General features: G+C 38.2%; 6 protein-coding genes, 2 tRNA genes and 2 pseudogenes. 4 read left to right on the forward strand and 6 right to left on the reverse strand.

Going from position 1 to position 13406, the window contains the following annotated elements; genetic code table 11:
• Positions 1-110 precede the first annotated feature (110 nt).
• Positions 111-184 (reverse strand) — tRNA-Gln (locus tag ACFIK2_RS07100).
• Positions 185-442: 258 nt separating this feature from the next.
• Here ACFIK2_RS07100 and ACFIK2_RS07105 point away from each other — a divergent pair.
• From ACFIK2_RS07105 to ACFIK2_RS07115, 3 genes and pseudogenes are all read left to right on the forward strand, one after another.
• Positions 443-832 (forward strand): VOC family protein, encoded by a 390-nt coding sequence (locus ACFIK2_RS07105; RefSeq protein WP_375634199.1) that lies wholly within the window; start codon positions 443-445, stop codon positions 830-832.
• Between the two features lie 233 nt (positions 833-1065).
• Positions 1066-1155, forward strand: a pseudogene (locus ACFIK2_RS07110) (DNA adenine methylase); the annotation flags it as partial.
• Between the two features lie 1232 nt (positions 1156-2387).
• Positions 2388-2593 (forward strand): annotated as a pseudogene (locus ACFIK2_RS07115) (DNA adenine methylase); the annotation flags it as partial.
• Positions 2594-2728: 135 nt separating this feature from the next.
• Here the strand turns inward: ACFIK2_RS07115 and ACFIK2_RS07120 are convergent.
• From ACFIK2_RS07120 to ACFIK2_RS07140, 5 genes are all read right to left on the reverse strand, one after another.
• Positions 2729-2802 (reverse strand) — tRNA-Gln (locus ACFIK2_RS07120).
• A 64-nt stretch (positions 2803-2866) separates the two neighbouring features.
• Entirely contained in the window at positions 2867-3625 is a 759-nt protein-coding gene (locus tag ACFIK2_RS07125; RefSeq protein ID WP_375634197.1) for an ABC transporter ATP-binding protein, read from the reverse strand.
• Complete coding sequence (locus tag ACFIK2_RS07130) at positions 3622-4572, reverse strand: iron chelate uptake ABC transporter family permease subunit (RefSeq protein ID WP_375677079.1); 951 nt, start codon at positions 4570-4572, stop codon at positions 3622-3624. The genes ACFIK2_RS07125 and ACFIK2_RS07130 overlap by 4 nt, the downstream gene beginning before the upstream one ends.
• Complete coding sequence (locus ACFIK2_RS07135) at positions 4565-5521, reverse strand: ABC transporter permease (RefSeq protein ID WP_375634191.1); 957 nt, start codon at positions 5519-5521, stop codon at positions 4565-4567. Before ACFIK2_RS07135 ends, ACFIK2_RS07130 begins: the two co-directional genes overlap by 8 nt.
• Before the next feature lie 107 nt (positions 5522-5628).
• Positions 5629-6579 carry a siderophore ABC transporter substrate-binding protein gene (locus tag ACFIK2_RS07140; RefSeq protein WP_375655342.1) on the reverse strand — a complete coding sequence of 317 codons (951 nt, stop codon included), beginning with the start codon at positions 6577-6579 and terminating at the stop codon, positions 5629-5631.
• A 198-nt stretch (positions 6580-6777) separates the two neighbouring features.
• Here ACFIK2_RS07140 and ACFIK2_RS07145 point away from each other — a divergent pair, with 198 nt between their 5' ends.
• Positions 6778-13089, forward strand: a complete 6312-nt coding sequence (locus tag ACFIK2_RS07145; RefSeq protein WP_375677080.1) for an autotransporter outer membrane beta-barrel domain-containing protein — start codon at positions 6778-6780, stop codon at positions 13087-13089.
• Positions 13090-13406 lie beyond the last annotated feature (317 nt).

Raw genomic sequence — 13406 nt, forward strand, 5'->3', positions numbered from 1 at the left:
ACCCCTTAAAAACTCTTTGAAAAAAAATAAATTGGTACAAAACCTAGTGGCAAATTATACAAAACCCGCTGGCAAGCTACAGCTACACTACAGCTACATACAAATACAACTGGCTGGGGAACTTGGATTCGAACCAAGATTGACGGAGTCAGAGTCCGCTGTTCTACCATTAAACTATTCCCCAATAAGCCAATTTTACCATTTCTAGCAGATTCTATAGTGTAGGCAAGTGCAAAAAATCTTTAGATTATCGATAATAAAGAGCGATAGGGATATCATTATAATCCCAGTAGGGGCGTCCTCGATATTTTAGCATATAGCAATAAGCGAGTAAAAATAAAATAGAGCACACCGCGAACGGAGGTATCATAAACTCTTTTTGGAATATTCCCTAATATAGGTGTATCATGTCAGGCAGTTACTACTAAATCATGGAGAATTTATGAGTAATATCCCTACTTATCCTGTTACCCCAAACCTACAGTTGGTATACGTCTCAAACATAGAGTATTCTACGGCTTTTTACAAATTCATCTTCAAGAAAGAACCTGTGTTTACCTCGCCACGCTATGTTGCATTTGCTTCTTCGGGGGATGCTCTCTTTGCTCTCTGGTCTGGGGGCGATAAGCCTGAGGAAAATGTGCCTCGTTTTTCAGAAATCGGCATTATTTTGCCGACAGGAGAGGACGTAGATAAGCTCTATGTGGAATGGCAAGAGCAAACCACTGTTGAGATAAATGTTTTGAAGGAACCGTATACTGATGTATTTGGACGTACCTTCCTAATCAAAGATCCAGACGGAGATATTATTCGTGTTTGTCCACTGGATTAAAAAGCTTGAGATCTGATCTTTAATTGTCTGAATTATAATACCTGAATTATAATAATTGTCTGTTTCCAAAACCTATAAGCTATGCAAGCTAAGAGGCTTACTTACGACGCGTGGCTTATCCGTTCGGTGCTGTTCCATTATATTCAGCACCACAACCTGCCTGTTCCCACAGGCGGTCTAATTGGTTTGGGGCATCAGTCGGCGTTATTGCATGGCCAGTGATCAGTACTTGTAAAATCATAGAAGCTATCCCTCATCGCACTTATATTGAGCCTTTTACTGGAATGGGAGGAATATTCTTTACAAGGAAATTGATATCTTTATGAAGTTAAAAAGGCATTGTACATAAAAACTAATAAAGTCAATATATTAAGTGCAATTATTTTATATGAATCCACATAAGAATCCATACTTTTATGCATGTTTGAATTGATCATTTTTTATATAGGATTGCCATGAATGTATAGACCATAAAAAGCAAATCATAATGCAAATATTATAACGCATGGGTGCATTCAAATGAAATGAAAAGCGGTTATCATTCATAACAGGTCATAAATTTTATGATACGTTTTTATTATAGCACAAATCACATTGTTTTAAATTTCAGTCGTTTGGAATTATCGATAACATAAATTGCATACGTTTAAGAATGGATGTGTTTTGCTCTTTATTTGAGTGTAACCTTAAAAGGAATAATCGTTTGAAACTATCATAAGCTTATAGATTGAGTTCATAAAGATTGCATAAAAGGGTTTAAAGATAAGATCGTTTTTAAAAACGCTTACTAAAAAGTTAGTAAATGATAGGCAGGCATTATATAGATACTATCATCACAATATAGAATGAAAATCACAATGTTATGTCTTATGAAATTGAAAGCATTTCAATGATATAATGCAAGCAAGCGAGAAAAAAACGTTTTAAAAGTTACATTAAAAATACGAAACCAAATGAGCTCCCCCCAAATTTGGGGGGCACCTATTGAAAAAAAGATGAGGCAGCAAAATTCAAAACCATTGTAACATCTAAGGCATGGGATTTTACTCAATTTTGAGTCAAAAGCTATAATGTTTAAAGATGGCTATTCTAAAGATAACGCCTCCAAAATTGGATTGGTTAATTTTGCCAACTCAAATTTGAGCTGGTTAATTTGCAAAGAAGTTACATTTGAGTGCAAAATGAAAAGATACTTATGAAAGCCTTATTGAGAAAACATTCATTTAAGATGCATTTTCTTTTGATTGGATTGATAAAGTTACCAAGCGTTTATAGATTCTATAATGCTAATGAATGATATCAAAATCATAGCGATCATTTACGTTTCTTTTGATAAGTTTTCATATTTCTAAATAGAGCACTTGCAATATGATACGTTTTGTATATATGAATTTATTACTCCATTGTGGATGATTCATTTGAATCTTATAATCAATATCTGAAAGCCGCGTCATATCATTTGGCTCGGCTTTCTTTTTTGAATTCTCTCTTTAGATAGGTTTATAGCTATTAGATAAGGCTTTCCCATAAACAGAGCCAGATATACGTGTATTACTATGGAAAGGATTTATTTGCGAGAGGATTACCAGACAATGTTTGCTTTGCTTGCGCAAGAGAAAAATTCTTCTCTCTCAATGATGTGTCTCAGATCCGAAAAATCTTTAGCCAATTTAAGATAAAAGAGGTTGGCACATCTTATACATGTGGTTCAAAGAATCCGCACCGGCTCAAGAGCTTATCATCTCAAATTGCAATTTTTAGAGGAAGAGAAAATATGCATTAAAGGGATTTTAAATGACCCTTGAAAGTTTTGCAGATCCTTTGAAAAAATAAATTGATGCAAAACCTGCTTTCAAATTATACAAAACCCGATGACAAGCTACAATCATTAAATACTGGCTGGGGAACTTGGATTCGAACCAAGATTGACGAAGTCAAAGTCCGCTGTTCTACCATTAAACTATTCCCCAACAAGCTAATTTTACTATCCCTAGCAGATTCTATAGTGCATGCAAGCGCAAAAAATCTTTATGATTATCGATAATAAAGAGCGATAGGGATGTCATTAATTGTTTTGATTTGAATATCGACATCATAAATGTCTTTAAGAATTTTTGGTTGCATAATTTCTTTTGGAGTCCCACAATAGGCCGCTTTCCCATTTTTCAATGCAACAATCATATCTGAGTAAGATGAGGCAAAATTAATATCGTGCATAACAATAAGAATGGTTTTTTTCAGTTCATCAGCTGTGCGGCGTAATTGCTTCATCATAGAAACCGCATGTTTCATATCCAGATTGTTTAATGGTTCATCTAAGAGAAGATAATCAGTGTCTTGGCAGATAACCATTGCTATAAAAGCGCGTTGACGCTGACCGCCAGAAAGCTCATCTAAAAAACGGTCTTTTAAATCTTGTAAGCCGAGATAGCGTAGTGCACTGTCGATAAATTGTTTATCTTCATGTGTATACCAGCCTTTTGAATAAGGATAGCGTCCGAAACTCACTAAATCGTACACGGTTAAGCGAAAAGACAAAGGATTTTCTTGACGCAGAATTGAGAGTTTTTGAGCCAAAATATCGAGGGGCATTTTATCAATATCAAAGCCGTCGATATGAATTGTCCCATTATGGTGTGGCAAAAGACGTCTTATCAGCATTAAAAGAGTGGACTTTCCGGAACCATTGGGCCCAATGAGAGAAATAATCCCCCCTTTTGGAAGATGAAGGCATAAATTATCGATAATCAATCGTGCTCCGTAAGCTTTGGAAAGATGATTGATCTCAATCATTTTAGTTTTCCCTTCATCAGTAACATTAAGAAAACAATTCCCCCACAAAACTCAATGATAAAACTTAAACGCCCTGCCATATGAAAAATTTGTTCTAAAATAAATTGTCCCCCCACCAGACAAATAATAGCCAATAATATTGCAATTGGAACAACAATACTGTGTTTTGCTTGAGGAGAAAGTTCATAGGAAAGGTTGGCAACTAACAGTCCAAAAAAGGTGACGGGGCCTACCAATGCGGTGGAAATGGATACGAGAATGGAAACAAAAATAAGGACAGCTGTCGCACTTTTGTGGTAATTAACGCCAAGATTGAGGGCATTTTCACGTCCTAAAGCCAAGATATCAAGAAGATGACGGGAATGCCATCCAATCAGACTCACAATGAGGACAATGATTGTGGCAAAGCTTATTAACGGTGTATTAAATTTATTAAAATTTGCAAACATAATATCGGTTAAATTCATCATTTGGTCTGGATTTAGTTGCAATTGCATAAACATCCGTAAACTGAAAAAAAATCCGCCTAAAACAACACCGATTAAAAGCGTCAAATGAAGCCCTTTTAGGCTTCCTGAAAAGAGCCAGCGAAAAAGGCTTATTGAAAAAAGGATAAGAATGAGGGCTTCAAGAACAAGCTGTCCTTCTTCATTCAAAAAGGGCAAAGAAAGAGAGCCTACAAAATACATTAGGGCAGTCTTTATTAAAATATAAAGCTGATCAAATCCCATAATTGAAGGGGTAAGAAGACGGTTATTAACGATTGTTTGAAATAAAACCGTGGAAACGCTTATTGCATAGGCAATAAGAAGCAGAGAGGAAAGTTTTGTAAGACGAAATTTCCATGTATAAACATTGATATTCCACGTCATGTAAAGACTAATGACAGTGCATGCTATGATGATAAGTGTTGTTAGTACACATATTGTTTTTCTTCTTCTATCCAAGACGCTTTCTCCAGCGTAAAAGCAGTATCATAAAAATAAAACTACCGATTACACCCATTATGGTGCTGATGGGAATTTCAAGAGAAGGATGAATGATTCGTCCTAAAAGATCACAAATCAAGACCAATCCTGCACCGCTGATGGCCACCCAAGGAGCGGTATAGCGCATATTATCTCCCATGAAACTTGAAACAATATTTGGAATAATCAACCCAACAAAAGGAATACGGCCAATGGTACAGACAACAACAGCAGTGATTGAGGCGACAATAAAAAGACCAAAAAACATGACAACACGATAATTCAATCCAAGGTTATTGGTTAAATCTTCTCCCAAACTTGCAACCGTAAAGCGATCAGCAGTACAATAGGCCAGAATACAAAGGGGAAGAGATAGCCATAAGAGTTCATATTTTCCTTCAAGAACCATCGAAAAACTGCCAAATAAGTAAGCTTGAAGAGAAGGAAGTAACATTTCATAATCTGCAATGGCATTGGTTAAAGAGCCAATAATATAGCTTAGCATAATCCCTGTAAGAGGTACAATGAGAGCAGATTTTAGAGGAATGCGTTGCAATAAAAACATAAAAAGTAAAGTGCCTACCATGGCAAAAATTGTCGCAACGACCATTTTTCCTAAAACAGGAATATTGGGCCAAAAAATCATAATAAAAAGAATGCCAAGGGAAGCAGATTCAATGGTTCCAGTGGTTGATGGTTCGACAAAGCGATTGCGTGTTAATAGTTGCATAATCATGCCTGAAAGTGCAAGTGCTGCGCCTACTAAAAGGATTGCAATGGTACGAGGAAGACGTGTTTGCCAAAAAATAAGCCACGCATGGGGATCGGCTGCGAAAAGGTTAGAAGGTGTGACATCAGAATAACCAACAAAAATGCTGAGGATAGACAGGAAAATTAAAAGTGTTATGGTTATCCAGTAATTCTTCACGTTAAATCATTTTCTCTTAAAACTTAATAAAAAAAAACAAAGGTTGTTTCATAAACAACCCCTGCTTTTAAATTTTATTTATATAGCAATCAAGCTCTTTCGTGCGCTTATTTGCTCTTTGTAAAGGCTTCATTGATCTGCTGTGCGGTTTCAAGGAGTGCTGTTAAACCACCATTTGCACGATACCAACTCCAAGAGTCCAAATAAATAATTTGGTTTTGTTTGCTTGCTGTTGTGCGGTGAACAAGCTCATTGTTGAGCAATTGTGCTGCGGATTGTCCTTCCCGTCCAATGGCTGCATCGCGATCAATCACTAACAACCAATCAGGATTGGTTTCAAGAATGAATTCAGGAGAAATGAGTTGTCCATGTTTTTGCACGGTAAGTTTATCGGTTGCAGGGGCAATTCCAAAAGCGGAGTGAAAAATATCGAAACGTGATTTTGGTCCGAAAGCACTGATTTTTCCACCAGAGGTCATGAGTATGAGCCCGGTGCCTTTTCCTTGGGTATTTTTACGGACTTCAGCAAAAGCTTCATTAATTTTTGCAATTTCCTTTTCTGCTTCTTGTGTTTTACCAAAAATTTTTCCAAGGATAGACACATTTCGTTTTATATCTTCAAGAGAATTTTCGTTTTCTACGGTTAGATCAATTGTTGGGGCTATTTTGGATAAGTCTTTATATTTTGCTTGAGTTCTGGAGGAAATAATAATCAAATCGGGTTGAAGAGTGGCAATTTTTTCATAATCTGGCTCAAAAACGGTTCCAATTCTTTCATATTTTGCATCGTCAAATTGTTGCAGATAGGAAGGTTTTTTTCCTTCAGGAAGGCCGATAACTGCTTGGATACCAAGGCGATTCATATTATCTAGCGAGGCAAGATCAAACACAACAACCTTTTGCGGAGAAGTGGGAACAGAAGTCGTGCCTGAAACATGATCAATTGTTATATTTGTCTGGGTACTCGTATTTGCAATACTCGTATGCGTCCACAAAATCGTTGCAAAACTAATTGCAACCAGTAAAACAGAAGTCATCCATTTCATATATTTTATCATCGTGATTTTATCCTTTTATCTAATATTACAAAGGTTTGCGCACTTAAAAACTTAACTTTGGTATTTTTATGCACAAAATGAAGCGTAAATAAATAACACTATGTTGTAAAGTTGACTGACATATGTTACAAACCGTTCACTTACCTCATTTTCACTTAATTCTAGTGTTTTTGCAACATTATTTAGAAAGTTTGACATATGATCAATGTATTTAAAAAGCGTACACGTTTGTACGCACTGACAACAAGTGCTTTCTTCTTTTTACAAGGTGTAGATGTTTCTATGGGGAATAGTTGGTTTTCACTGCCTTCAATTTCATTGCCAAATCTAAGTGGATTATCATCTCTGGTGCCATCTTTTAGAAGTTCATCAAAATCTTCTGCACCTAAAGTAGTTGAATTACCTGCATCTTCTTCGCCACAAGTCGCTGGCCAAGGGGATGGCGCTGCTGTCCCTGGTGCTGTCCCTGGTGCTGTCCCTGGTGCTGTCCCTGGTGCTGTCCCTGGTGCTGTCCCTGGTGCTGTCCCTGGTGGTGTTGGCGTTGGCGGTGTCCCTGGTGGTGTCCCTGGTGGTGTCCCTGGTGGTGTTGGCGTTGGCGGTGTTCCTGGTGGCGTTGGTGTTGGCGGTGTCCCTGGTGGTGTTGGCGTTGGCGGTGTTCCTGGTGGCGTTGGTGTTGGCGGTGTCCCTGGTGGTGTTGGTGGTGTCTCCGGTGCTAATACTCCTGCTCCTGGTGCAAATTCATGTTCTGATGGGAGTTTTAAGACCCTTAACTCTGTGATCTGTTCTGATGGGGGGGCTCATACACTAAAGAGAAGTACTATTGGTGTGTTGAAATTTGGCGATAATGCTATGCATGCAACAGGACAGGTTACTCAGAAAGACGTGTATACCGCAGGTAATAAAGAAGTCTTGTATTTAGTTCGAGGGACAACTGTTGAGTTAGAGAAAGTGTCTATTAGGGGGAAGGCTTTTCCAGAAGGTAATGTTATTTTGAGTTCTAATGAAAATGATGATCCTAAAAATTTCAATGATTATCTTAATGCAAAAATGGGGGCGGGGGTATTAGCAACGCTTAATTCAAAAGTTAAGCTAGAAAATTCAAGTATTAAGGAATTTATAGTCGGGGTTGATGCACAAAACGAAGGAAGGATTCATATGAAAGGTGGGGGGATCTATTATAGTCAGATAGGAGCTTCTACTGATTTTGCGTCATTTGTTTTTCTAGATGGAGTGAATTTTTATGCAGTTGGGGTTGGGTTGAACAGTTCTGGTAGATCTGGAATTATGATGCAATCTGGGTCGATTAATCTTGATAAAGGGGCGGTGGGAGTCGTAGCAGGGTATAAAGGGGTTGTAAAATTAGATGAGGTTAAGATTAATATTAAAAAGGGGATAAGCGGGCGAAATAGTGTTGCTTCTGTTGATTCTACAGAATCTCCAAATCTTATTTTCTTGTCAGATGGGGGTTCTATTTCTTTTAATAAAGGAAAAGTTGAGAGTTCTGATGCAGTTGTTTTATGGGTTACTCGTGGTATTGACGAGTTTTTAGTCGGTCCAATGAATGATCGTGCTTTCGGAGCTGGTGTTTTGGCGAGTCGTTTTGTTATTGATGCTAATGATAATGATGATTCTATTTATACAAAAGATGATATGCTTGAAATGAATGCACTCTATGATGTTTATCACGTTATGGATGATGCTTCTGAAGATGTTCTCTCTACTCTAAGATGGACTGTAGGTAATAGCAATGCTTTGCAATATATGCAAAGTATTACGGGTGATAGGGAGAATAAAAATTATTTTAAGATTAAAGCTGATATTAAAGAATCAACTATTCAAATAACCGGGAAAGATTCTTATGGCATATATTTTAATACGGTATCTTCAGAAGATGAAAAAGAATCAGGTGAAGAAGTAACCGTAAGAAGTTACGACGATAATGAGAGCATGCCGATGGTTCTTTTAAAAAAAGCTACTCTTAGAATTCCAGACGGTGTAGCTATTTATGGTGGTGATTTAAATGGTGCTGTTATTTTAGGAGAGGGTAGTGTTCTTTCGGGTGATCTATTTTTAAAAGCTGAAGCTCATTCTAATCTGTTAGTGCATGCTCATAAATCTTCAATTATAGGTGAAGCTCGTGTTGATGAGAATGCAAATGCTGCACTTTATTTGTCTCATTCAGGATTGTATTTAACAAAAAGTATTCATCATAAACAATCGGAGAGCAATACAAATCATATAGATTCAAAGCTTTCGTTTGTAGATCTTTCAGATAGTAGTATTGTATTTTTGCCTCCAAGAAGTGAAGATGAAGGTTATCAAACACTGCAAATTGGAAATAGACGAGATGAAAACACTCTAGGTAACGGTTTCAGTGCTCAGGGAGATGCCAGGCTTTATGTTAATGTGAATTTTGTTTCTAATAATTCAGATAATGTTAAGCTTGTGTCTGATAAGCTTTTGATTCATGGTGATGTTTCTGGAACAACGAAGGTGTATGTAAATGATACTTCTGTCATCACCACTTTAAATGACAAATTAGAAAATGGAGCGAAAGTTCAGCGTCAAGGTGTACAAAATCAAGATCAACGGGAGAAAAATAGAAAAAAACCTGCCTCTCTTCAAATTATTCAAGTTTATGGAGAAGCAGAAGAAGATTCTTTTAAACTTGCTAATGAATATGTTACATTGCAGGGGTCACCTTATCAATATGTTCTTAGGGCTTCTGGTCCAATGCAATATAGTGCTACTGGTCCAATAAGATATTCCAGTAGACCAAGAAAACCTGAAAATAGACCTGAGGTAGTGTGGACTTTCAGCTTAGAAAGTAAATTAGAAAATGGTGAGAGGCGGCAAAGTATAGCTCATGGACCTCGTAATCGTATTAGTCCTAAGACACCTTTTGCGCGACCTGTTGTTTTTGATGTTTCGTCATCTGAAGATGCAGGCACTGTGTCTGGGGTAAATAGTTCTTCAGGATTAGATTCTTCATTAGTACCTGATCAAGTTACTGCTTCTGTTTTGCCAGGGAATCCTGAAACACTTGGGAGATCTGATGTAGAAGAGGCTGATGTATCTGTTGGAAATCCTGTTACAACTTTTGAATCAGAAGGACATACTCCATCTGCTTCACTAAGAGTTTTGACAACTGAGGAGACTGTTGATGGAAGTGAAGATACTTCTCTTATTGCTTCTCCTAATGGAACAGATAGTCAGAATGAAGTAGAAAATGCTACAGTGACCCACAGTGATACTGATACAGTTGATGTGAATAGTGATATTACAGAGGTTGGATTAATTCCGTCTCAGGTTGTTATATCTTCTGCTCCTCAATCTTTTACGCCGGAGAGTTCTGGACTTGGAAGGTCTGACACAGGCGATTCTGATGTGGAGTTAGGTCTTTTGGCTGGAATTTCGTCAGTCGCTGGAACTGAAGAAGGTACTTCATCTTCTACGTTAGATGTTCTTCCTGCTGAGCCTTCTGCTCCTCAGTCTTCTTTGTTAGGAAGTTCAGAGACTATAGAACCTACTACTTCTGGAAAAACTGGAAAGCCTAAGGCTTCTTCTTCCTTAGTTAATTCTACTGCGTCTAAGCAAGAGAAGCCTGCATCTAAGGAGATGGGAGATAAACCTGTAGGGCGTGTTCTACTTTCTACTGGCGGAGCCAATACACTTAGATCTGAATCGCAAAACCCTGGGGTTGCATATACTGTTACATCAACCAATGGTATAAAGCAGGAAGGTGGTTCTTCTCAATGTAGTGGAGATATGGGGAAAAATGGTGCGGAGAGATTGCAAGTTGCTTATTCTTGTGCCGATGGAAAATTACACACGATAACAGGACAAACACTGAAGGCGCGTGGGGATACTCAGCATTCTATGCATGCAAAGAGTAATACAGTTGTTAAGTTAGAAACTGCCACCATTGTTGGAGCAGAATCTGATAAAGGAAGTAATTTTGGTGTTACTCCATCAAAGTTTGTGAGTGCTGTGCTTGCAGAAGAAAAAGCAGAGATTGTTTTGGATAAAAACTCAACAATTCAATCTTCTGTAATTGGGCTTGAAGCTAAAAGTGGCGGAAAAGTTAAGATGATTGGTGGAACAGTAGATGCGCTTTATGTGGGTGCTTTGGCAGGTTCTGGATCGTCTGTTAACTTAACGGATACAAAAATTAACGTGACGGGGAATTTTGCTGCAGCTGGTCTGGTGAGTCAGGCTGGTGAGGTAACCATGGACACTGGAAAGATTGCTATTGAAAGAGGAGTGGCAGTAAGGTCGGAATCTGGAGGCAGCGTTAAGTTAGACAAAGTTAGCATTACTGCGAAAAAAGCGCAGAATAAGTTAGATTCAGCAGAGAATTTAGAGCGTGCAGCTTTTCTGGTGAGTGATAATGCTTCTGTTGATTTTAAGAACGGAAATGTTGTTACTGATGCCCATGCTGTGTGGGTTATGAAGAGTGGGGATGCTGTTGAGACGGGTTCTTCTAGGAGAAGGAGATCTTCTGACGTTCGTCCTACTATGAATCACGTAAATATCGAGTTTTCTACTGTTAAAGTGGAAGGTGACGGAGTCTACGGCATATATTTTGATGGGGGAAAACAGAAGGAAGCGAGTCAACAAAATCGAAGTCAGAATCTAGAAACTGCGCAAACAGGCGTTGTTAAGCGGAGCGCTGTATCCAAACAGGAGAATGCAACTATAGGCGTAACGGGGACAGTTTCGTTGAAAAAAACTGATTTTCAAGTTGCAAATGGTATAGCTATCTATGGTAATAATTCTGATGGTCGTGTTTCATTAGAAAATAAAACAACCCTTGCTGGTGACTTGTTATTAAAAGCCGAGAATAATTCGAACATATCGGTTTCAGTTGACAGTTCTATTGTTACAGGCGGTGTTCGCGTTGATAAAAATTCTTATGCAAAATTAGACTTGGCTAATAGTTCACAGTGGATTCTAAAAAGAAGTGCACAGAGGAATTTGGGAACTCTAGATTCAGGATGTGTGGATTCATGCATTTCTTTTGTAAGTCTTGTAAATAGTGCTATTGATTTTGCACCTTCGGAATCTGAAGGCAAATATCAGACTCTCCATATTGGAAATGGGAAAGGAACTGTTTATGCGGCGCAGGGTAATGCGGTAATTCATCTCAATGCACGTTTAAATCCTCGTGATCCGAGTGATCAGCAAGTCACTGATCGGCTTGTCATTCATGGTGATGTTTCTGGAAAAACAAAAATACATGTACGAGGTGATGCGGGCAATGTAGGAGATGGTAAAGCGAATGCCAAGATTGCTCATACTGTTTCAATTATTCAGGTCTATGGTCAAGCGAAGAAAGACTCTTTCCAACTCGATGGCAATTATGTTGCACTGAGAAACTCACCTTACAAATACACCCTTCGTGCTTATGCTCCAGAAGCGACTTCGAAACAGGAGCATGTTCAGCAGAAATTTGTTAAGGATGGTGGAGAATTTTGGAATTTCCGTTTAGAAAATCAGTATGTTAAGTCTGTTGGATCTGCTGCCCTTCCTGAACAATTTGTAAGGTCTGTTGTTCCACAGGTTCCAACTTATCTCAGCTTGCCTAATAGTGTATTCCACGCTGGTTTGATGGATATTAGCAATCAAAATAAGCAATTGGAGACGTTACGGATGACTTCTACAGGAATGGTAGAGGTTCGTGAAAATCCTGCTTTATACTTGCGAGGCTATGGTGGAAGTTACCGTTATGCTTCAGATCTTTCCGCACTTGAATATGGTTACGGAGGTGATCTTAGTTATAATGGTGTAGAGGCAGGTGTTCTGCTGCAAACTATTGAAAATGCTGACAGTGCTATATCCTTTGGCGTTATGGGAACTTATGGAAAACTTTCTCTGCAGCCTGTGAATGTTGAGCACAGTCAGAAGAGTGCATTTGATAAATGGACTGCTACGGTATATGGTAGCATGCAGCATAATGTTGGCTTCTATGTTGACGGTCTTTTATCCTATGGTCTGTTCAAAGGTGATGTTCTCACCCTTGCACGGGGTAAAACAGCAACATTAAAAGGTAATCCTTTGAGTGTTTCTTTAGCTGGTGGTCAGACAATTGCGACAGGATATAAGGGTTTTGTCTTTGATCCGCAGGTTCAGGTTGTGTATCAACATCTCCAGTTTAATAAAGCTCGTGATATTGACAATTTTGATATTGAAATGGGTAACCTTAATCAGTGGGTAGCACGTGTTGGTGGACGCTTAACCAAGATTCCTACAGGTTCTGAAGGCGTGAATGCTATTGCTTTCTATGGTAAGCTTTATCTTGCTCATGGTTTTGAAGGAAAACAGTCTGTGCATTTCAATGATGCTTTCAAGTTAGGAGCTTTTGGTTCTTCTCTAGAGGCTGGATTAGGTTTTAATGCCAAATTGTTGCCACAGTTCTCTCTGCATGCTGATATTCTCTATCAACATAAGCTTAATAAGGCTGGTTTTTCGGGAACAAGTTTTTCCGGAGGAGTACGTTATCAGTTTTAATATAAGGTACAATATGTACCTTTTTAGAAAAGGCAGCACATTGTGCTGCCTTTTTTCTTTATAACAACTTGTGTTATTCTTAAAAAATCTCGTCTTCTTTATTAAGCAAAAAAGACATAGTTTGTTTTATGCATGAGAGCACTTTTCTCCACTAAAGCGAATTTTCTTAAAATTTATGCTGCTACTGATGCGATAGAATGCCTCGCTTTTATCGGCTTTTTAAGCGTTCAGCAGACCGGTATGCGTTACGTTATCCTTTTTGGTACTGTATTGATATTATCTAATATAATATTTGATGTTTTCTAAAGCTCGTTTTT

Origin of the sequence: Bartonella sp. AP88XZML, from assembly GCF_042195565.1 — a bacterium.
Lineage (GTDB): Bacteria > Pseudomonadota > Alphaproteobacteria > Rhizobiales > Rhizobiaceae > Bartonella.